Below are 20334 nucleotides of genomic sequence, written 5' to 3' on the forward strand. Positions count from 1 at the left end.
CTACGAGGGGAGACACTGTATCTCAATTTTACATTCTGCGAGGGCATTCGTTTCCGATGCTGCAGCGCAATGCCGATCAGTGCGGCTGGCTCTCTTCGGTGTACTTGTCTTCCTTCTCGACAGGATGCGTGGCGAACCAGGCCTTTTGTTCGTCGATCAATTGTTTGGCGGCATCGTTCAGGTCTTGGATGGACTCGAGGGCAATCCTGCGCGAGAGACTGTAGATTGTATTTTCCGGAGGCGTTCGCGAGACGGTGGCCCAACGCTCGGTGGCTTCCACCAGCTTGGGCAGCGATTTACGCAGGTCGCGATGGCGCGGGCCATAGTCATCGAGATTGTCGTTGAGTTCGTCGGCGAGCGCAGCCAGCTGCTCGAAGAGATCATGGGTGTCCTGCTCGCGGCCGGGACGGCGCGGCCTGGCGTAGAGGTCTTCGAGCGCCTTCACGCGGACGTCGATCAGCTTGATGAAGACGGTGACGCGATCGTTGGCGATGTAGGCGGAGTCGCGCACCTGTTCCACCTCAGCATCGCTGAGGTCGGCCTGTCCGCGCTGGGCATGCGCCGGAGCGACGAACGATGCCAGTGCGAGAGCGATCAGAAACAGGGAGAGACGGCGCATGGTGGTGATTGTAGGCGAGCCGGCGTGAAGAGCGCGCTAGTGGTTGAAGACCTGTGTGAGCAGCTCGGTCTGCACCTGCGTGAGCTGTTTGAGCGTCTCCTTCAAGGTGGGCTTGTCCTCGGTGGAGGCGCTGTGCAGGTACTCGTTCAGCCGGTAGGTGGTGTGGTGCATCAGCATCTCGGCGTTCTTCAGCCGCTTGGTGTCGCGCGCGAGATTCATGTGGATGAGCTGCGCGTACTCGGCGACCTTCTTCAACGTCACGCTGGCGTCGTCGGCGTCACCGTCGAGCATCTGCTTTCCGGCCATCTCGGTCATAGCAGAGACGAGCTCGGTGTAGAGAAAGCATTGTTCGCGGGGACTTGCCTGCTCGGCGCGTAGAACCAGCTGCTGAATCGCCTGCTGATCGAGGAGGACGGATTTATCGATGCCGCCCCCGGCGGCGTGCAGGGGCGTAGAGAGGGAAAGAAGAAGACAAACCGGCAAGAAGCTATGGGAGAACCGCATAACGCACCTCGTCTCGGAGCGTCGGGCTTCATAACGTCATGGAGTCGACCGTTCGGTATTTCTGTTCTTGTTCTACTCCCGCGGGTGCTGGCTGGCCATACACCTTTGGGCCTTAGTGCATGTGTTCAAGGGCGGAGAGCCTGTGCTTCGCCTCCCACTCCTCGTCTGGGAACTGTCCCTTCGCCACCGAAAGAAACTGTTTGTACAGGTCGGATGCCTCTTTGACCTGGTGAAGTTTGTCGTGCGCCGTGGCTGCGAGGAACAGCGACGACGGTGTTTGAGCCAGCACTGTATCACGCGCCGCTAACGCGCGCAAGACGGTTGCCGGGTCGTTGTTGCTGGAGGCGGCGAAGGCGAGATGACTGGCGGCGACGCCGTAAGCCTGCGTGCTGGGAAAGGCCTTAGGATCAGCGATCGCACGCTGGAGGACGGCCTCGGCATCGGCCGGGCGGCGCATGCGGATGAGCACATCGCCCTGGTCGTCGAGCAGGGTGGGATCGTGGGGCGAGGCGGCGGCGAGCGCGGTGAGCAGCGGCAGGGCCTTTTCGTACTGGCCGTTGCGGCTGTAGAGACGCGCCAGCAGGCGGGTGACGGCGGGGTCCTGCGGATTGGCGGCGTGGAGTTTTTCGACCAGGGGCAGGGCCTTGGCGACGCGGGCGGGATCGTCGGCGCGTTCGTAGATGGAGGCCAGCTCGGCGTTCAGGCTGGGGTCATCGGGATGCTTGGCCAGAGCTGCGGTGAGCATGGGTTCGGCCTGTTCGAGCTTGTTCTGGGTGACGAGCAGGTGCGCGAGCGCGGCCACGGCCTGGACGTTGTCGGGGTCGGCGGCGAGCAGGCGGCGGAAGGCGGACTCGGCGCCGGCGGCATCACCGGTGGCCATGGCGAGCTCGCCGGTGAGCAGGGTGTCGTCGGGGGTCTCGGGGGAGAGCTTCAGGGCGGCGAGCAGCTCTTCGCTGGCGCCGGCGGGGTTGGTTTCCTGGTCAAGCCGGGCCATGGCGCGGTAGGCATGGCCGCGGAGGGCTGGGTCGCCGTTGGGGATGGCGGCTGCTGCGGCCAGCTCGGAGTGGGCCTCGCCGGGTTTGCCGTTGCGGGCGAGCAGGAGGCCGAGCGCGATGTGCGGCTCGATCATGTTGGGCGCAGCGGCGATGGCGCGGCGGTAGGCGTTGTCGGCCTGGCCGGGCTGATCGAGCGCGTCGTGCGCGGAGCCGAGATTGTAGAGCACCTGCGCATCCCTGGGGTTCTTCTCGGCGAGGCTGGTCAGCGATTTGACCGCGGCGGCGTAGTCGCCCTTCTGCATGGCGGCGGCTGCCTGGGTACGCAGAGGGTCCTGGTGGCTCTCGGAGCTGGCGTCGCGGGTGCCGGCGGGGAGCTGGGCGAAGGCCGGAGGCAGGATGAGGCAAAACGAGAGGGCAGCCAGTACGCAGCCGGAATTCCTTGGGTGCTTCGACGTCATATCTCCTCAGTTTAAAGGAATAAGTGGTGCTCGACCGGGTTTGTCCCGGTTTCCCGCAGAATGCGGGTGACCGGACGGGGATAGCTGCCATCTGAGAGAGCAGGAAGAGACTGCGTTCCGGGAGGCGGATGAATCGAAGACGCAAGCTGATGTTGTTTCTGCTGCTTGGCGTGTTTGCGCTGACGCTGGCGGGCACTTTTCTCACCCGGGGCGTGATGGCGTACCTGCCGTTCCTGGAGGCGAAGAAGAACGGCTGGACGGGGGACTATGTCTCGCACGGTCTTGTCGATCAGCGACCGTGGCAGACGGCGGCGACGCTCGCGGCGCTGGCTCACTCGGCCGAGGAGAAGGAGCTGGCACGCGAGTCGGAGCGGCTGGCGGACCATGAGGTGGACCAGGCGTTCTCGCAGTCGCTGCGGCAGGCGAGTCTCGATAAGCCGCCGCTGACGGGCCGGGCGCTGACGATTCAGCAGAGGATCGTGCAGCTGCAGCAGACGATCAAGGCCGACGAGTCGCAGATCGCGGAGCTGAAGACGGCGGCTGCGGGAGGCGCGAGCAATGATCTCGACGTGGCGAAGGCGCAGCTGGAGCTGGATCAGAACGAGCTGACGGATGCGACGGAAGACCTGGCGCGGGTCAGCTCGGACCAGACGGTAAAGCTCCAGCAGGAGCTGGCTGCGCGCAAGGCGGCGATGACGAAGTATGTGGCCCAGGCCTCGAAGAACGAGGGCCAGAGTGCGGTGACGGCGGCGGAGCAGTATAAGACGCTGGCGCAGCAGGTGTCGGCGTGGTGGTCGCACCGCAGCCGCAGGGATCTGATTGCTCAGGCGGGTCAGCTGGCACGCTCCGATGCCGCCGCTCTTAGCGGAGACCAGGTGCGGCTGCACGCGCAGGCCGATGCGCTGGCCAAAGTTCCGGATGCGGGGGAGAGCAGGACGGAGCGAGTGGATCGGCTGCAGCGCATGACGGCGATGCAGAACATTCTGAGCATCCTCAGTGACCGCCTGGACGCGCAGCAGCAGCTGGTGTCGTTGTACGACCGCTGGGGGCAGCAGGTCGAGATCCAGGACAAGATCGTGATTCACCTGATTCTGCGTTCGCTGGCGGTGATTGCGGCGATCTGCGTGCTGACGCTGCTGGTTGGATGGGGACTGCAGGTGCTGCTGGAACGGATGCTGCGCGAGGTGCGTCAGAAGCAGACGATGAAGACCATCCTCAACCTCGGGGTGCAGGTGGTCGGGCTGGTGATGGTGCTGCTGGTGATCCTTGGCGTGCCGCAGCAGATGCCGACCATTCTTGGCCTGGCGACGGCGGGACTCACGGTGGTCTTCCAGGACTTCATCCTCGCTTTCTGCGGCTGGTTTGTGCTGATGGGGCCGAACGGGATTCGCGTGCGCGACTGGGTGGAGATCGATGGTGTCGGCGGCGAGGTGGTGGAGCTGGGACTGTTTCGCACGTGGCTGCTGGAGACGGGAAACTGGACGGCGAATGGGCATCCGACGGGCAGGCGCGTCTCGTTTCTGAATGGCTATGCGATTCGCGGGCGGTACTTCAACTTCTCGACCGTGGGGCAATGGATGTGGGACGAGATCAAGGTGAGCATTCCGGCCGGAACGCGGATTCATCCCCTGGTGGAGCGGGTCTACGAGGCTTCGGTGGAGGCGACGGAGGCCGACGCGAAGATGGCGGAGGCGGAGTGGAAGCGTGTGACGCACGAAGAAGGCTCGCCGCAGTTCAGCGCGATGCCTTCTGTGAATCTGAGGCCGGCCGGGTCGGGCGTGGATCTGGTGATCCGCTACATCACGCGTGCGGGGGTAAGGCTGCATACACGGAATGAGCTGTTCGAGACGATCGTCGAACTGATGCAGGCGCCGCAGGCGGAGGGGAAAGAAGAAGCTTAGCCTTCAGTTGATGTCGATGGATGATGCGTCGGAGCTGCGGAAGGGACGGAAGCCGTTGCGGCCTTCTCCCTTGACCGAGTACATGGCGGCGTCGGCGTTCTTGAGCAGCTCGGCCGGATCGAGGCCGGCGTCGGGATAGATGCAGAAGCCGGTGCTGATGGTGACGCTGATCTTGTTTCCGTCGATGGTGATGGGACGGTGGACGGCGCGAACGATCTTCTCGCCGCAGCATTCGATGTCCTCCAGGTCCTTGAACGAGGGAATGACGATGACGAACTCATCGCCGCCAAGGCGCGCCACGGTATCGTTCTCGCGAACCGAACCCAGCAGCCTGCGGCCGATGATGTTGAGCAGCTTGTCGCCGATCATGTGGCCGAGAGAATCATTAATCGCCTTGAAGTTGTCGACGTCGATCATGAAGACGGCGATCTTTTGCTGGCTCTCCCTGGCGTTTTGGATGGCCGCGCTTAATCGTGCCTGCAGCAGCGTCCGGTTGGCGAGGCCGGTGAGCTGATCGTGGTGGGCGAGAAAGCTGGCTTGTTCGCTGGCCCGTTTGCGGTCCGTGATATCGCGGCTGGTGACGGCGAGTCCATCGCCGAGCTTGATGGCGTGAACGTGCAGCCAGGTGGCGGCGATGCGGTCGTCGTCGATATAGTGCTCGCCGGAGTAGGGGGTTCCGGTATGGACGATCTCCCGGTAACGCGCCAGGATTCCGGAGGTGACGGCGGAGGGGCGAACCTTCGAGAGGGAGAGGCCGATCAGATCGTCGCGACGGAGGCCCAGGCGGCGTTCGGCGATGGGATTGATGTAGGTAAAGCGGAAGTCGACGAGCTGGCCGTCGGCGTCTCGAATGGATTGAAAGATGTAGAAGTCGTCGATGCCATTTTCCATGGCGGTACGAAAGAGGGTTCCGTCCGACCAGAAGGGAAGGATGCGTTGGAGGCGCGGGCCGATCACGATGGCAAGGAGCGCCACGGCGGCGGCGCTGATCAGCTGAAGCGAGGTGCGCTGCAGGCGCGGAACCAGGTAGCTGAGGATCAGCTCGATCGCGAAGAACATCGCGAAACCAAGAACGAGAACAGCGACTCCCAGAACAGGCGAGGAGAAAGTTCGCAGTTTTGCCATGCTGACGATTCCCTGATGAATATGATCAGAGGGAAAGCCTCATCATCAGAGATATCACGGAAGCGTGTGTTGGATCTGGAAATGTCCAACTTCTCGTGGAGAGCTATCAGGAGATTGTCTGCAGCTCCGGCCTGGGGGCCGATGGCTTCAGGACGGGGGCGAGCCAGTGGCCGGTGTGGGAGGCCGGGTTGGCGGCGATCTCCTCCGGTGTTCCGATGGCGACGACCTGGCCGCCGCGGGATCCTCCGTCGGGCCCCATGTCGATGATCCAGTCGGCGGATTTGATGACGTCGAGGTTGTGCTCGATCACCAGCAGGGAGCCGCCGCCTTCGATGAGCTTGCGGAATGCGGCGAGCAGCTTGGCGACGTCGTCGAAGTGCAGGCCGGTGGTGGGTTCGTCGAGGATGTACAGCGTGCGCGAGCGTGCCTTGGATGCGGCATCGTTGTTGGCGGCGCGCGAGGAGACGGAGCGTGCCGTGGCAAGGTGCGAGGCGAGCTTGACGCGCTGCGCCTCGCCGCCGGAGAGCGTGGTGGCGGACTGGCCGAGCCGGACGTAGCCGAGGCCGACCTCGTCGAGGACGTAGAGCTTGTCGACGATCTTCGGATGCCCGGCGAAGTAGACCAGCGCCTCTTTGACGGTCATGTTGAGCACGTCGTAGATGTTCTTGCCCTTGTAGCGAATCTCGAGGATGGCGTTCTTGTAGCGCGTTCCATTGCACTCTTCGCAGGGAAGCTCGACGTCGGCGAGGAACTGCATCTCAACCGTGACGGTGCCGTCGCCCTCGCAGACATCGCAGCGCCCGCCGGGGACGTTGAAGGAGAAGTGTCCGGCGGTGAGGCCGCGGCGCTTGGAGTCAGGCTGCGAGGCGAACAGCGCGCGGATGTCGTCGAAGGCCTTGATGTAGGTGACGGGGTTGGAGCGCGGGGTGCGTCCGATGGGCGACTGGTCGACGAGGATGACGTCGTTGAGATGCTGCACGCCGGAGAGCTCGCGATAGAGACCGGCGATCTCGGTGCCGTCGGTGGAGGGCGTGTCCTGCCCGAGCGATTGCACGAGGGCGCGATAGAGCACCTGGTGCACGAGCGTCGATTTGCCGGAGCCGGAGACGCCGGTCACGCAGACCAGCATGTTGAGCGGTATGTCGATATCGACGCCGCGCAGGTTGTGGATGCGCGCGCCGAAGAGCTTGAGGTGTTCGCGGCCTGGCTCGCGGCGGTGCCTGGGCACGGCGATGCTGGCGCGGCCGGAGAGATACTTGCCGGTGATGGAGTTGGGATTTGCCGTTACTTCTGCGACGGTGCCGCTGGCGAGGAGCTGGCCGCCGAGTTCGCCTGCGCCGGGGCCGAGGTCGAGGAGGTGGTCGGCGGCGCGGATGACGTCGGGATCGTGCTCGACGACGAGGATGGTGTTGCCGAGGTCGCGAAGCTCTTCCATGATGTGGATGAGGCGTGCCGTGTCGCGGGTGTGCAGGCCGATGGAGGGTTCGTCGAGCACGTAGAGCGCGCCGACGAGGCGCGAGCCGAGCGACGTTGCAAGCTGGATGCGCTGCGATTCACCGCCGGAGAGCGTGGAGGAGAGGCGGTCGAGGGTGAGGTAGTCGAGGCCGACCTGATCGAGGAAGTTGATGCGCTGTCGCACCTCTTCGAAGATCTTTCCGGCGATCTCGGTCTGCGAGGGGGTGAGATCGAGCGAGTCGAAGAAGTCGCGTGCGGCGATGACGGTGAGGGCCGCGACCTCGCAGATGTTCCTGTTGTTGAGCAGGACGGCGCGGGCCTCGGCGCGCAGGCGCTGGCCACGGCAGTCGGGACAGGTGGCGTAGCCGCGGTACTTCGAGAGGAAGACGCGGACGTGCAGCTTGTACTTCTTTTGTTCCAGCGCGGCGAAGAAGCCGCGGATGCCTGGGAATCCGGAGCGTCCTTCCTGGATGAACTCCTGCTGCTCGGGTGTGAGGTCGTACCAGGGCACGTCGGTAGGAACACCTGCGGCCTTGGCGGCGCGCAGCATCTCGCCGTGATGCGGGCGGTACTTGGTGGTGGTCCACGGAGCGACTGCACCTTGCGCGAGGGTCTTCGACTTGTCGGGGATGATGAGGTTGGGATCGAAGTCGATGGTGTTGCCGAAGCCCTGGCAGCGCGGGCAGGCTCCATAAGGATTGTTGAACGAGAAGAGTCGCGGCTCCGGCTCGCGATAGGCGCGATGGCAGGTGGTGCACTCGAAGGCGGCGGAGTAGCGCAACATCCTGGGCTCGCCTTCGCCCTCGCGGGGAACCGTCAGGAAACGGATCTCGCCGGACTCGCGAAAGCCGGTCTCGATGGCGTCGACGAGGCGTGAGCGGATGTCGGAAGAGAGCGCGAGCCGATCGACGAGGACGAAGATGGGCTGCGTGAAGTCGAGTTCGAGCAGCGACTCGGGCGTGGAGAACTCGACCGTGCTTCCATTCTGGTAGAGACGGTTGTAGCCGCGGCGGCGCAGTTCGCCGAGACGCTCCTTGAGCGTGTCGGTGAGGTCGAGGACAGGCTCGGGCTTTGCGGCCTTGGTCGTCTTCCTGACTGCAGCCTTCTTTGGCTTGGCGGGCTCTGCTGCGGGCGCATCGGTGGAGGCGGCCTGCATGGGTTCGAGCTTGAGCTCGGCGCGGGTGATGGGGAAGAGCGCGTAGACGCGGGTTCCTTCCGGCTGGGCGAAGATTGAGGTGACGATCTCGTCGACGGTGTCGGTCTTGACGATGCCGCCGCAGTGCAGGCAGGTGACGGTGCCACAGCGCGCGTAGAGCAGGCGCAGGTAGTCGTAGATCTCGGTCGCGGTGGCGACGGTGGAGCGCGGGTTGCGCGTCTGGTTCTTCTGCTTGATGGCGATGGCGGGAGCGAGGCCGTCGATGTGATCGACGTCGGGCTTCTCGATGCGCTCAAGGAACTGGCGCGCGTAGGCGGAGAGCGACTCGACGTAGCGGCGCTGGCCCTCGGCGTAGACGGTATCGAAGGCGAGCGAGGATTTTCCCGAACCGGAGACGCCGCTGACGACGGTCAGTGCGTTGTGCGGGATATCGACATCGACGCCCTTGAGGTTGTGCGTGCGGGCGCCGCGGATCGTGATCTGATTGAGGCTGTGCTCGGGCTTCGGGTCGGGCTGTCGATTGCTCATGGCCAAACTTCTATTTTCAAGCATTCCGGCGAGAAGCGCGAATTAATTGCCAGCAGGTTGGGAGAGGCCGGGTATCGGGTTCAGGGGCAACACTTTGTCGAGGAATCCGAGGACCGTGCGGTTGAACTCCATCGGCCTTTGCAGGGGAGCGAAGTGGCTGACTCCGGGCAGAGAGAGGAACTCCGCCCCAGGGATGTTCTGAGCCAGATATTCTGCGTGCTCGCGCCGGATGAATTCATCGTGCTCGCTTTGCACGATGGCGACGGGGACCGCGATGGTGGCGAGGTCTGCCGGGGTGAAGTCGGGCTGCGTACGCTGCATCAGGCTCACGGCTTCGACAAACTCCCTGAACTGACCGGGTGTCGCGGACAAGGCAATGTAGTCTTTCGTGTGGCGGCTGAAGCAGCGATCGACGACCGGGGTCGATTCGAATGGCTTCACGCCGCTGGGGTCCATGTTGCAGGCAAAGAAGAAGACGCCGGCGACGCGGGACGGGGTCTGCCGGGCAAGGATCAGAGCGGTGCAGGCGCCATCGCTCCAGCCGAGGAGTGCCGCCTTTTCCAGCCGCAGCGCATCCATGACGGCCAGAACATCGGAGGCCATCAACTCGTAGGAGTATGGGCGGCTATCGCGTGTGCTGCGTCCGTGGCCGCGGCTGTCGATGAGAACGGCGCTGTATCCAGCTGCGACGAGTGCAGGGACCTGATGGCCCCAGTTTCCGCTGTGACCGAGGCCGCCATGCAGCAGGATGACGGGCAGGCCGGAACCATAGGTCGAGTACCAGATGCGCGCGTTATCGTGTTCAACGAAGCCGGACTTTTCGGCGGCGGCTAATTCGGGGGCGCCATCTGCTTCGAAGACGATGAGATTGTCATCGCGAAATGGGCCTTTGCTCTCGACGGCCATCGTTTGATTCCTGGATCAGCTCTCGGGCTGGGGGCGGAAGATCTCGATCATCAGAAGGACTGCACCGATGGTGATGGCCGAATCGGCGATGTTGAAGTCCGGCCAGTGGTAGGCGCCCACGTGAACGTCGATGAAGTCGATGACGTAGTGGTAGACCACACGATCGTACAGATTGCCGACGGCTCCGCCGAGGATCAGAGCAAGCGCGACCGAGGTCGGCGTGATGGTGTTGCAGGAGCGGATCAGCAGGATGCCGACGATGACGACGGCGGCGAGGGAGAAGAAGATCAGCGCCTTCAACACGAGGTCCGGCGATGCCGTGTCGGCGAGGAAGCTGAAGGCCGCGCCGGTGTTCAGCACGTGCGTGATGCGCAGCAGGCCGGGAATGACCGTGTGTGCGCGTCCCGTGGGCAGGCGATGCACGATGAACTTCTTCGAGACGTGATCGAGGATGGCGACGAAGGCGGACAGCGCCAGCAGGATGGCGAAGTAGAAGCCGCGACCCGACCTGGCCTTCGCAGGCTTCTTCTGTTCGTCGAATTCGGTTGCAGGATACTCGTAGCGCTCGGACATCAATTACTCCGTCGGGGTTGAGGCAGCGTATGGCGGGTAACCGATGGCGTCGAGCGCCTCGGCGCAGCGCAGGCAGACGGTGGGGAAGCGCGCGTCCTGACCCACATCGGTGGTGTAGTTCCAGCAGCGCTCGCACTTCACGCCTTCAGCGGCAATGGTTTCGACCCTGGTCTCGCTGTTGGGGTGCTCGATGTGCGTGAGTGCCACCTGCGAGACGTTGAAGAGCTCCTTGAGGCTGGACTGGTAGCGCTGCAGCAGAGAGAGTGTTGGCTCGCTGGCCTCGATGGCAACGCGGGCGTCGAGGCCCTTGCCGACGAGCTTGGCCTGGCGCGCGGCCTCGAGCGAGAGCAGCACCTGGTCGCGAACCGCCAGCAGCTGCTCCCAATCCTCTTCGATCGGCTTGACGTTGCCGGGGACGATCTCCGCGATGTTGGGGAAGAGTGCGACGTGCACGCTGGTCTCGCGGCCTGCGACTGTGGGCAGCGACTGCCAGACCTCGTCGGCGGTGAAGCTGAGGATCGGAGCGACGAGCCGCGTCAGCGCCTCGGCGATGCGCCACATCGCGGTCTGCGCCGAGCGGCGTGCCGGGTGGTTGGGCGCGAAGGTGTAGAGGCGATCCTTGAGCACATCGAGGTAGAGCGCGCTGAGGTCGGAGTTAATGTACTCGTTCAGCGCGTGATAGGCGCGGTGGAACTCGATGTCGTCGTAGGCGGCGCGAATCCTGGCGTCCAGCTCTGCGGTCCGCGCGAGGATGTACTGGTCGAGAGGCTCCATCTGCGCGAAGAGGACGGAGTGCTCGGCGGGGTTGAAGTCGTGCAGGTTGCCGAGCAGGAAGCGGAAGGTGTTACGCAGCTTGCGATAGTTGTCGCTGACGCGCTGCATCAGGTTTTCGCTGGCCGCGACGTCTTCGCGGAAGTCGACCGAGGCGACCCAGAGGCGAACGATCTCGCCGCCGAGGCGCTTGGCGATGTCGACCGGATCGACACCGTTGCCGAGCGACTTCGAGAACGCGCGTCCCTGTTCGTCGAGGGTCCAGCCGGAGGTGGCGACCATCTTGTAGGGCGCCTTACCGCGCACCGCGACGGAGGTCAGAATCGAGGAGTGGAACCAGCCGCGATGCTGATCGCCACCCTCGGTGTAGAGGTCGGCGGGCCACTGCAGCTCGGGCTCGACGTCGAGCACGGCGTGCCAGCTGGCGCCGGACTCAAACCATACGTCGAGGATGTCCATCTCCTTGCGGAACTCGGTGCCGCCGCAGGAGGCGCAGGCCGTGCCTTTGGGCAGCAGCGTGTCGACGCCGTGCGCGTACCAGGCGTCGGCACCTTCCTTGTGGAAGAGATCGACGATGCTCTTGTTGATCTTCTTATCGTTCAGCGGCGTGTGGCACTTCTCGCACATGAAGACCGCGATCGGCACGCCCCAGATGCGCTGGCGCGAGATGGTCCAGTCGGGCCGGGTAGCGATCATGTTGGAGATGCGCTCCTGCCCCCAGGACGGGTCCCAGACGACGTTCGCAATTTCATCTAGCGTGCGCTGGCGGAAGGTAGTGGGAGTGCCGTCGGGCGCGGTCATCGGCGTCTCCATGGAGATGAACCACTGCTCGGTGGCGCGGAAGATGACCGGATTGTGGCAGCGCCAGCAGTGCGGATAGGAGTGATGGATATCGCTGCGCCCCATCAGCGCGCCGCGCGCGGCGACCAGGTCGATGATGACCGGGTTGGCCTTGAAGATCTGCATGCCGTCGTATTCAGGCAGGCCGTTGCGCAGGCGACCGGCGGCGTCGACGTTGCAGACCTGCGAGAGGCCATACTTCGTGCCGGTGTTGAAGTCGTCCGCGCCGTGCGAGGGGGCCGTGTGGACGGCGCCGGTGCCCTGCTCGATGGTGACGTAGTCGGCGAGGACGCCGAGGATCTCGCGGTCGAGGAAGGGGTGCTGGAAGGTGATGCGGTCGAGCACCTCGCCTTTGAAGCGGGCGATCTCGGTGGCCTCGGGAAGATTGCAGGCCTTGCGCGTCGCGTCGGCCAGGGCATCGGCGACGATGTAGACGTTCCCGTCCGAGTTTTTCAGCGCGACGTAGTCCAGCTCCGGGTTGAAGGCGACGGCGAGCGATGCCGGAAGCGTCCACGGCGTCGTCGTCCAGATGATGGTGTAGACCGGAAGACCGGCGAGCGCGGGATCGATGGCTTCGGGAGCGCTGGTGAGCTTGTAGCGCACGTAGATCGAGGGCGAGGTGTGCATCTCGTACTCGATCTCGGCCTCGGCGAGGGCAGTCTTGTCGTGGATGCACCAGTAGACGGCCTTCAGGCCCTTGTAGACAAAGCCCTTCTCGAAGAAGTCGTAGAAGGTCTCGACGATGGAGGCCTCGTAGGGCAGCGACATCGTCAGGTAAGGATTTTTCCAGCGGCCGAAGACGCCGATGCGCTCGAACTGCGAGCGTTGCAGGTCGACGTACTTCTGGGCGTACTCGCGGCAGGCCTTGCGGACGGCGAGCGGGTCCATCTCCAGCTTTTTACGGCCGAGCTGCTCGTCGACCTTGATCTCGATGGGCAGGCCGTGGCAGTCCCAGCCGGGGACGTAGGGGGCGTCGAAGCCCGCCATGGTCTTGGTTTTGACGACGAAGTCCTTGATGCACTTATTCAGAGCGTGGCCGAGGTGGATGGCCCCGTTGGCGTAGGGCGGTCCATCGTGGAGGATGTACTTGGGTGCTCCGGCGCGGGAGGCGCGGATCTGGCCGTAGATGTCCTGTTGCTGCCACGCGGCCAGACGAATGGGCTCGTTGACCGGGAGGTTGGCCTTCATGGCGAAGGCGGTCTGGGGCAGGTTCAGGGTCGACTTCAGGGGCTTGGCGTCTGCGGCGGCCTGGGTCGCCTGCGGCTTGGTCTCGGTTACTTCCGGCATCTCTTCCTCTGGCTTCAGGGTGGCACGGGGGCCAAAGTTCCATTGTATCCGGCTGGGCAAAGCCGTGCAGGGGGCGTGGAGGCGCCGCCATGGAAATCCATGGGGTTAGCGAGAGACATTCCGGCCAGGCTTTGCGTCCAATGCACAAGCAGGTATCGGGGAATCTTTGTAGAATGTTTTCTGGAGCCAGGATGCCCTGCATCGGGGTAAAACATTGAGGGAGCCGGCGAAGACCGGAGCAGATCAAAGAAGCGCCCGATAACTCGAGGAAGCAGGCGGCAAGCGAACACGCCGTCGCCGAGGCAAAGCAGCTGAATGGCAAATACATGGTTGACTGATAACGAACCCAGGAACGACGAAGGCCCTGTGCTGCTTCCGGGCGGTGAGGCTCCCAAGTTGAGCGAAGAGACCGAAGGCTCAATGTGGTCTTCGCTCGTCTCGAATCTGCGCGATGCCTTCAATCCGGTCAAGCAGACTCCGCTGCATCTGGAGTCGCGGCCGGTGGAGAACGACCTGATCATCGAAGAGCAGGGCATCTTCAAGTCCCTGTGGTCGAGCGTCGAAGACGTCTTCTTCCCCAAAAAGCTTCCTCCGCTGCAGCTGGAGTCGACGCCGATCGCGGTCCCCGACCTGCTGAAGTCGAAGCAGGACCCCAAGGCGACCGGCACGGCCATCGCGATCTACGCTCTGCTGTTTCTGCTCTTTGCGTGGCTGCTGCACAAGAAGGTTCCGTTTGCCGCGCCGGTGAAGCAGACGCAGATCACCGAAGTGACGGTGCCCCCGATTGCGCCGATGCGCGCCAAGGCGATGGGCGGCGGCGGCGGACAACGCGGACCGACGCCGGTGACCAAGGGCACGCCGCCGAAGTTCGCCGAGCAGCAGATCGTTCCGCCGAAGGCTCCTCCGCTGCAGGACCCGAAGATCAAGATTGAGCCGACGGTCGAAGTCCAGAAGGACGTCCACATGGCGTCGAGCATTCCGCAGATCGGCGTGGCCAACTCGCCGCTGGTGGGCATGTCGATGGGCAACGGATCGGGCACCGGACTCGGTTCGGGTAACGGATCGGGCATCGGGCCTGGATCGGGCGGCAACACGGGTGGCGGACCGAGGCGTATCGGTGGAGGCGTCTCGGCGCCGCAGCTGATCTTCTCGGTCGAGCCGGAGTTCTCGGAAGAGGCTCGCAAGGCCAAGGTCGCGGGCAACGTGCTGGTGAACCTGTGGGTCGACACCAACGGCAATCCCAGTCACGTTCGCGTGATCCGCGGCGTCGGCATGGGACTGGACGAGAAGGCTGTCGAAGCGGTGAAGCAGTACAAGTTCAAGCCTGCGATGGAGAACGGCAAGCCTGTGCTGGTCGAGCTGAACGTCGAGGTTAACTTCCAGATCTTCTAAACGAAGCCTGAGATAAACGAAGTCTGAAACAAAGACGAAGGGCCTGCCGCGATGGCAGGCCCTTCGTGGTTACGGCGTTGCGGTCTCAGGCGGCCCGCGTCACCGGCTTGATGCCGCCCGGTGTTGCTGCGGCGATCCTGCGTGTCATCTTCACGCTCGAGTCCTCGCTGAGGCGGAAGCGGTCGATCTGCTCCTCGAGGGTGACGACGGTGGAGCGCAGCGTCTCGATGCCGGTGGCGGTGGTCGCCATCTCCATGAGGTTGTCGTGGCTCAGGGAGTGGATGGAATCCAGGCTGGCGGAAGACTGATCGGCCGCCGCAGCCTGCTGCGAGGCGGCGATGGCGATCTGCGCGATCATCTTGTCGACGCGTTCGGCCATGCCGATGATGCGCTCCAGCGCCTCGCCTGCCTGGTTGGTGGTGACGACGCCCTGCTCGACGGTGCCGGTGCCGCTCTCCATCGAAGCGATGGCGACGCGGGTGCGGTCCTGGATCTCCTGGATCATGGTGGCGATCTCTCCCGTGGCCTGTGCGGTGGATTCGGCGAGGCGGCGAACCTCACCGGCGACGACGGCGAAGCCTCGGCCGTGATCGCCGGCGCGGGCCGCTTCGATGGCTGCGTTGAGCGCCAGCAGGTTGGTCTTGCGGGCGATCTCGTCGATGACGGTGACGATCTGCGAGATGCGCTTGGAGTCCTCACCCAGCAGGCCGACGGTCGAGGAGGTCTCGCTGACGGCAGTGGCGATGGAGTGCATGGAGCCGAGCACCTGCTTGACGATGTCGCCGCCCTCGCGAGCGGTCTGCGCGGCAGAGCGAGCGGTCTCGGCGGCCGACTGGGTGTGGCGCGAGACCTCGGCGATGGAGGCCGACATCTCCTGCATCGCCGTGGCAGCCTGCTGCGTCTGCTGACTCTGCAGGTCGATGCGCTTGTGGATCTGGTCGGAGGCCGAACGCATGGAGACGGCGTTGCCGGTCAGCGAGCCTGCGGTGTCGACGACGGTGCCGATGATGTTGGCGAGATTGCCCTGCATCTTTTGCATGGCCTGCGCCAGCGTGCCGATCTGATCGCTGCTGTAGAGATGCTCAAGGCGGGTGCCGGTCAGGTCACCCTCGGCGATGGCGTCGGCGCGCTCGGCGACTTCGTCGATGGAGCGGGTGATGCGGCGCGAGAGCATGAAGGAGAAGGTGCCACCAAGGAGGGCGCCGATAATCGTGGCGATCCAGAGCGTCCACAGTGTGGCGGTGTTGGCGCGCTGCAGCTGCTCGATCTCGAGGTTGGCCTGATGCATCTGCGAGTCGCCCAGATCGCCCGACATGGAGAAGAGCGAGCGCTCGAGCGGCAGGATCTGGTTCTGGAAGGTGTCGTAGGCCTGCGCGGTGCCCTGCGAGCTCTTCGACTCGTTGAGCTGCTCGACCTTCTCTTCGAGGGCCTTTAACTGGGTCATGTCCGCATCGAGCTGGCGGATGCGCGTGGCATCGTAGCCCAGGTCGGCCTGCTCGGAGTACTGGCGAAGGCGCGAGACGGACTGGTCGGCCTGGCTCAGGTACTGCTGCCGCGCATGGCGATAGGCCGCGGCGGTGGCAGGGTCGATGCCGAAGAGCATGTACGACTCCAGCGAATGGATGCTGTAGAGCATGTGCATGCGCAGGTCGCGGGTGGTGGAGTTGATGGGGATGTGCTGCGTGGTGGCGCTGGTCGCAAGCCGCGTGGCCTGCTGAATGCGCATGGTGGCGGTGAAGGCGCTGAGCAGCATGGCAAGGATCAGCGCGCCCGAGGCAAAGCCGAGCTTCGATTCAAGTTTCATAGTTATTCCCGTCACTGAGTTCAGTTGAAAGAAAGTGAATGCGTCTGCCGCAGTCCGATGGACGGTCTTCGCGGCTTAGTGGTCGTCGCCGAAGTTCACATCGACGGTGGCGTCGGTGGTTACGGCGGCAGGCTCAAACTTCCACTGCTTGACGGCGTTCTGGGCGGCGGTGGCGAGGAGAGCGTGGCCGGACTCGACCTTGGCGTCGGAGACCGAGCCGTCGGGCTGAATGGTGAGGTGCATGACGACGACTCCGCTGACGTGCATGCGGCGGGCAAGCTCCGGGTAGATGGGGGCGACCTTGGAGACGGCGCGGCGTGCGGCTGCGTGCGCGAACCCGGTACCGAAGATGAGAGTGGCTAAAAGAAGCAGATGGGGCGAGCGACGGCGGATGACGGACATGGATGAGCCTCCTGAGGATTCAGAGGGTTCATCGGCGGGGGTTGAGACGGGCGTTAGGGGTGTTGCAAAAGGGAACCGGAGTGCCGGTTCAGGAGACGGGCTCGAGGACGCGGGAGCCGGCGACTTCAGTAAAGGTCAGGTTCTCGGCGGCGCTGGCGGTGCGCTGCTTCCAGTCGAGGAAGAGCTTGCCGTAGCTGTCGGTGAGGCATGTATTCACGTCGATGCCGAGTTCGACCAGCATGCGGTCGATCCACGAGGTGGGCCCTTCAAGCTCGGCGTAGTTGCCGATGGGGGTTTCGTCGATGACCAGGTGCGGATGCGATCCGGTTGCGGGATCGAAGGCGGACCACTCGGTGCGGTACTTCTCGTAGGTAAAGACGGGCTGGTAGCCGAGCTGCTCGAAGACCAGGCCGAGGGCGACGGGGTCGGAGACGGTGGTCTCGGTCTCGATGCGGACTTTATAGCGCGAGGGGTGTTCGGGGTCTTCGGGCGCGGCGGTGCGCTTGTGCGTGAGCGTGTGCACCTCGCCATACTGGCGGATGCGCAGCAGCTGTTTCTGGGCACGAAGGTCGCGCGATGGCGTGTCGTAGAGGATGTTCGATTCGAAGGTGCGCGGCGTGTCGAGATGGAAGCCGAGCTGGGGGAGGAGGTCTTGAAGAGCGGCGGGATCGGAGAGGGGGAACTTAAGTTCGATCTCTGCGTTCTGCATGGGCTGAGTATAGGCCTGTTTTACGCTGCAGTAACGATAGGATTGAGATATGTCCGGTGGAAAAACGGAGCGTTTGAGCGGAACGGAGGGAGTGGCCCGCGCGGCGGAGATTCTTCGCAGCGGCGGCACGGTCGCCTTCCCGACTGAGACGGTGTATGGCCTGGGCGCGAATGCCCTTGATTCCGAAGCAGTTGCGAAGATCTTTGCGGCCAAGGAGCGTCCCGGCTGGGACCCGGTGATCGCGCATGTCGCGGACCGGGAGATGGTTTCGCGCGTGGCGGAGGTTCCCGCTGCGGCGGAACTCCTGATGGAGAGATTCTGGCCCGGGCCGTTGACGCTGCTGCTGCCGCGAACGGTGGAGGTGCCGGATTCGGTGACGGCGGGACGGCCTCTGGTCGGCGTCCGCATGCCTCGGCATGAGATGGCGCTGGCGCTGATCCGCGAGGCCGGTGTGCCGTTGGCGGCTCCCAGCGCGAATCGCTTCGGCAGGACGAGCCCGACGACGGCGGAACATGTTCTTGAGGATCTGGATGGGCGCATCGATGCGATTCTGGATGGAGGACCGACGAGCGTTGGTGTCGAGTCGACTGTGATTGGGCCTTCTGAGGATGGTGAAGGCTGGGTGATGTATCGGCCGGGCGGCGTCTCGCTGGAGGAGCTGCAGGCTGTTGTGGGAGTGGGCAACGTCGATGTCTTCCGGCCGGCCGAGTTTGTACGGCCGCCGGAGAGCCTGCCTTCGCCGGGCGTCGGGATCAGGCACTATGCGCCGCGGGCACGGCTGGTGCTGGTGTTTGAGCCGTCGCGGAAGAAGGTCGCTGCGCGGTTGAGTCTTGTGGAGACCATCGGGGCCCTGACAGAGCAGACCGATGAGATCGGCGTGATGCTGCCGGAGGGATGGGAGGCGTCGCGCGCGGCGTTGGTCTATCGCTGGGGCGCATGGGGCGATGCCGAGGCGCTGGCGCGGCGGTTGTTTGCCGGACTGCGCGAGCTGGATGAGCGCGGCGCGAAGGTGATTATCTGTCCGGTGCCGGAGATGGATGGTATCGGTGAAGCGATGCGTGATCGGCTGCGGAAGGCGGCGCGGGAGAAGTAACGTCGGTCAGGTCGTCGCGGGTTCGGTTGCGGCGGTCTGTGTATGAATTCCGGACACACTTGCCAGATTTTTACGCATGGTCGCGAGGCGGGTGCGGCCGGCTTCGGAGCCTTCGATCAGATGCTGGATGCTGATCATCCACTCGGGCAGATTCATCTGCCTGCGGAATTCGGCGAGGTAGGGCTGAATCTTGGCGTACTGAAAGTACATCTCCTGGCAGGTGTCGTAGACCAGCCTGGATTCGAGCGCTCCGCTGGCCACGAACGCTGCGACCATGTCCCAGTAGCCGTAGACCTGGAGGACGAAGGCTCCGTTTTTGCCTCCGTTGGTGACGATGCTGAAGAGCTCGTCGGCGGAGGCTGGCAGGAAGTCGCCGCCGATGTAGGAGCGGGCCTCACGCATGGTGGATTCGCGGCGCAGATCGTAGAGCTTCAGGATCAGTTCGGCCTGCCGGATGGAGAGATCGGAGATGGGACGTTCGTTCAGCATGGACGGCCTCGTGACGACCATCATAGTCGCAGGGGCTAGCGGGAGGAGGTCATGAGCTGTCCTGCGAAGGCGTCGAGCGAGAGGGAGCGGAGCAGGTTGCGTCGCATACCGCTCCAGACCTGGTCGATGGCGCGGCTGGTCTGTTCGATCCACTGGAAGCTGACGGCCTGGGACATGCGCTCGAGATCGGCGCGGATGTCGGTGTTGCGGACGAGCTCCGGGGTGCCGGATTGCAGCAGGAGAAGGTCTTCGAGCAGCAGGGAGAGGGTGCGCAGCAGCTGGGTGGTCTTCTGCTGGCCTTCGGCTCCGGCGCGGTAGGTCTCGGTCATCTTGAAGAGCGCGGTGTGGTCGGGTTCGGCGATGGCCTGGCGGAGGAGAAGGAGAGCGTCGCCGCGGGCGGAGATGTAGCCGGTGAGATCGAAGTTGAGTGCCTTGCCTGCGGCGCCCTGCGCGAGGCGGGCGATCAGCGTGCGTTGTTTGGCGGGCACGTCACTGCGGCGGTCGGCGAGCAGCATTTCAATCTCTTCGACGGGCAAGGCGCCGAGGCGGACGATGGCGCAGCGCGAGCGGATGGTGGGCAGCAGCTCGCCGGGGTTTTCGGAGAGCAGGATGATGTGGACCGTTGGCGGCGGCTCTTCGAGGACCTTGAGCAGCGAATTGGCGGCTTCCTTCATGAAGCTGGAGGCGGTGATGATGAAGATCTTCTTTGGCGCCTCGGCGGGAAGGTAGTTGGAGGACTGGATGAGGGTGCGGACCTGGCCGAGCTTGATGAGCAGCTGCGGCGGGTCGGGCGGAATGATGAGGACGTCGGGGTGCGGCTGGACGAGGACGCGGGTCTCTTTCTTGTCGGTCTCGCGGAGGTCGTCGCGGGCGGCGACGGCCTTGTCGATGGCATCGTCGAGGTCGGTGGCCTGGGCGATGCGGGTGCAGTTGCGGCAGACGCCGCAGAAGTTGGCCAGAGACTGTCCGTTGGACCAGAGATCGCGGGGCTGACGCTCGCACTCGACGGCCATGGCCAGCATGAGGGCGAGGGTGTACTTTCCGGCACCGGAAGGGCCGGAGAGGATCAGCGAGTGGGGAAGGCGTCCGTGGGCGATGGAGGTGCGGAGATGCTCGACTGCGGCGGAGTTGCCGAGGAAGTCATTGAAGGTCGCCGGTGCAGTTGCGGTCTGTTCGATCTCGGCCATGGCTTGCCCTCCCTCTCCCGGTGATTTTACGCAAAGTCTTCGGAAGAAAGGGGATATTGGCGCGGTGCCCAAAGTTATCCGTTGCGGATGGCTCCTGTCCGAAGAAAGCCCAATTTCATTTTAGAGGATCGCACAGGGCA

16 protein-coding genes are annotated in these 20334 nt (G+C 64.1%); 3 read left to right on the forward strand and 13 right to left on the reverse strand.

Annotated features, from left to right (window positions below):
- Positions 1–76 precede the first annotated feature (76 nt).
- From PW789_RS06860 to PW789_RS06870, 3 genes are all read right to left on the reverse strand, one after another.
- Positions 77–619 carry a hypothetical protein gene (locus PW789_RS06860; protein ID WP_299373359.1) on the reverse strand — a complete coding sequence of 181 codons (543 nt, stop codon included), beginning with the start codon at positions 617–619 and terminating at the stop codon, positions 77–79.
- Between the two features lie 36 nt (positions 620–655).
- Positions 656–1123 (reverse strand): hypothetical protein, encoded by a 468-nt coding sequence (locus PW789_RS06865; RefSeq protein ID WP_299373361.1) that lies wholly within the window; start codon positions 1121–1123, stop codon positions 656–658.
- 112 nt (positions 1124–1235) lie between these two features.
- On the reverse strand, positions 1236–2576 hold the full coding sequence (locus PW789_RS06870; protein WP_299373363.1) for a tetratricopeptide repeat protein: 1341 nt from the start codon (positions 2574–2576) through the stop codon (positions 1236–1238).
- A 128-nt stretch (positions 2577–2704) separates the two neighbouring features.
- Between PW789_RS06870 and PW789_RS06875 the strand changes: the two genes are divergently transcribed.
- On the forward strand, positions 2705–4477 hold the full coding sequence (locus tag PW789_RS06875; RefSeq protein WP_299373365.1) for a mechanosensitive ion channel domain-containing protein: 1773 nt from the start codon (positions 2705–2707) through the stop codon (positions 4475–4477).
- 3 nt (positions 4478–4480) lie between these two features.
- Here PW789_RS06875 and PW789_RS06880 read toward each other — a convergent pair whose 3' ends face one another.
- The 5 genes from PW789_RS06880 to ileS all read right to left on the reverse strand — a co-directional run bounded on the left by PW789_RS06880 (position 4481) and on the right by ileS (position 13118).
- Positions 4481–5602: a sensor domain-containing diguanylate cyclase gene (locus PW789_RS06880; RefSeq protein WP_299373367.1), complete on the reverse strand. Its 1122-nt coding sequence runs from the start codon at positions 5600–5602 to the stop codon at positions 4481–4483.
- A gap of 106 nt (positions 5603–5708) precedes the next feature.
- A complete protein-coding gene (gene uvrA / locus PW789_RS06885) occupies positions 5709–8741 on the reverse strand; it encodes an excinuclease ABC subunit UvrA (protein ID WP_299373369.1) in 3033 nt (1010 codons plus the stop codon).
- A 42-nt stretch (positions 8742–8783) separates the two neighbouring features.
- A complete protein-coding gene (locus tag PW789_RS06890) occupies positions 8784–9647 on the reverse strand; it encodes an alpha/beta hydrolase (protein ID WP_299373371.1) in 864 nt (287 codons plus the stop codon).
- A 15-nt stretch (positions 9648–9662) separates the two neighbouring features.
- Positions 9663–10220: a signal peptidase II gene (gene lspA / locus PW789_RS06895; protein ID WP_299373374.1), complete on the reverse strand. Its 558-nt coding sequence runs from the start codon at positions 10218–10220 to the stop codon at positions 9663–9665.
- 3 nt (positions 10221–10223) lie between these two features.
- The gene (gene ileS / locus PW789_RS06900; RefSeq protein ID WP_299373376.1) at positions 10224–13118 is read right to left on the reverse strand and encodes an isoleucine--tRNA ligase; all 2895 of its coding nucleotides are present in this window, start codon (positions 13116–13118) and stop codon (positions 10224–10226) included.
- A 315-nt stretch (positions 13119–13433) separates the two neighbouring features.
- Between ileS and PW789_RS06905 the strand changes: the two genes are divergently transcribed.
- Positions 13434–14510 (forward strand): energy transducer TonB, encoded by a 1077-nt coding sequence (locus PW789_RS06905; RefSeq protein WP_299373380.1) that lies wholly within the window; start codon positions 13434–13436, stop codon positions 14508–14510.
- Between the two features lie 85 nt (positions 14511–14595).
- Here the strand turns inward: PW789_RS06905 and PW789_RS06910 are convergent, their stop codons facing one another.
- The 3 genes from PW789_RS06910 to PW789_RS06920 form a co-directional block, all read right to left on the reverse strand.
- Positions 14596–16314, reverse strand: a complete 1719-nt coding sequence (locus PW789_RS06910) for a methyl-accepting chemotaxis protein (RefSeq protein WP_299373383.1) — start codon at positions 16312–16314, stop codon at positions 14596–14598.
- Between the two features lie 75 nt (positions 16315–16389).
- The gene (locus PW789_RS06915) at positions 16390–16716 is read right to left on the reverse strand and encodes an energy transducer TonB (RefSeq protein ID WP_299373386.1); all 327 of its coding nucleotides are present in this window, start codon (positions 16714–16716) and stop codon (positions 16390–16392) included.
- An 88-nt stretch (positions 16717–16804) separates the two neighbouring features.
- Positions 16805–17425 carry a class IV adenylate cyclase gene (locus PW789_RS06920; RefSeq protein ID WP_299373388.1) on the reverse strand — a complete coding sequence of 207 codons (621 nt, stop codon included), beginning with the start codon at positions 17423–17425 and terminating at the stop codon, positions 16805–16807.
- 49 nt (positions 17426–17474) lie between these two features.
- Here PW789_RS06920 and PW789_RS06925 point away from each other — a divergent pair, with 49 nt between their 5' ends.
- On the forward strand, positions 17475–18518 hold the full coding sequence (locus PW789_RS06925) for an L-threonylcarbamoyladenylate synthase (protein ID WP_299373391.1): 1044 nt from the start codon (positions 17475–17477) through the stop codon (positions 18516–18518).
- Between the two features lie 6 nt (positions 18519–18524).
- Here PW789_RS06925 and PW789_RS06930 read toward each other — a convergent pair whose 3' ends face one another.
- Both PW789_RS06930 and PW789_RS06935 read right to left on the reverse strand, forming a co-directional pair.
- Positions 18525–19007 (reverse strand): hypothetical protein, encoded by a 483-nt coding sequence (locus tag PW789_RS06930; protein ID WP_299373394.1) that lies wholly within the window; start codon positions 19005–19007, stop codon positions 18525–18527.
- A gap of 35 nt (positions 19008–19042) precedes the next feature.
- On the reverse strand, positions 19043–20194 hold the full coding sequence (locus PW789_RS06935) for a DNA polymerase III subunit delta' (protein ID WP_299373397.1): 1152 nt from the start codon (positions 20192–20194) through the stop codon (positions 19043–19045).
- Positions 20195–20334: the final 140 nt, after the last annotated feature.

The sequence above is a fragment of the Edaphobacter sp. genome, assembly GCF_028283685.1.
Lineage (GTDB): Bacteria > Acidobacteriota > Terriglobia > Terriglobales > Acidobacteriaceae > Edaphobacter.

Bases quoted from the DNA above. Each gene is read 5' to 3' on its own strand.
- PW789_RS06860 (WP_299373359.1), bottom strand. From the start codon at position 619: ATGCGCCGTCTCTCCCTGTTTCTGATCGCTCTCGCACTGGCATCGTTC.
- PW789_RS06865 (WP_299373361.1), bottom strand. From the start codon at position 1,123: ATGCGGTTCTCCCATAGCTTCTTGCCGGTTTGTCTTCTTCTTTCCCTC.
- PW789_RS06870 (WP_299373363.1), bottom strand. From the start codon at position 2,576: ATGACGTCGAAGCACCCAAGGAATTCCGGCTGCGTACTGGCTGCCCTC.
- PW789_RS06875 (WP_299373365.1), top strand. From the start codon at position 2,705: ATGAATCGAAGACGCAAGCTGATGTTGTTTCTGCTGCTTGGCGTGTTT.
- PW789_RS06880 (WP_299373367.1), bottom strand. From the start codon at position 5,602: ATGGCAAAACTGCGAACTTTCTCCTCGCCTGTTCTGGGAGTCGCTGTT.
- uvrA (WP_299373369.1), bottom strand. From the start codon at position 8,741: ATGAGCAATCGACAGCCCGACCCGAAGCCCGAGCACAGCCTCAATCAG.
- PW789_RS06890 (WP_299373371.1), bottom strand. From the start codon at position 9,647: ATGGCCGTCGAGAGCAAAGGCCCATTTCGCGATGACAATCTCATCGTC.
- lspA (WP_299373374.1), bottom strand. From the start codon at position 10,220: ATGTCCGAGCGCTACGAGTATCCTGCAACCGAATTCGACGAACAGAAG.
- ileS (WP_299373376.1), bottom strand. From the start codon at position 13,118: ATGCCGGAAGTAACCGAGACCAAGCCGCAGGCGACCCAGGCCGCCGCA.
- PW789_RS06905 (WP_299373380.1), top strand. From the start codon at position 13,434: ATGGCAAATACATGGTTGACTGATAACGAACCCAGGAACGACGAAGGC.
- PW789_RS06910 (WP_299373383.1), bottom strand. From the start codon at position 16,314: ATGAAACTTGAATCGAAGCTCGGCTTTGCCTCGGGCGCGCTGATCCTT.
- PW789_RS06915 (WP_299373386.1), bottom strand. From the start codon at position 16,716: ATGTCCGTCATCCGCCGTCGCTCGCCCCATCTGCTTCTTTTAGCCACT.
- PW789_RS06920 (WP_299373388.1), bottom strand. From the start codon at position 17,425: ATGCAGAACGCAGAGATCGAACTTAAGTTCCCCCTCTCCGATCCCGCC.
- PW789_RS06925 (WP_299373391.1), top strand. From the start codon at position 17,475: ATGTCCGGTGGAAAAACGGAGCGTTTGAGCGGAACGGAGGGAGTGGCC.
- PW789_RS06930 (WP_299373394.1), bottom strand. From the start codon at position 19,007: ATGCTGAACGAACGTCCCATCTCCGATCTCTCCATCCGGCAGGCCGAA.
- PW789_RS06935 (WP_299373397.1), bottom strand. From the start codon at position 20,194: ATGGCCGAGATCGAACAGACCGCAACTGCACCGGCGACCTTCAATGAC.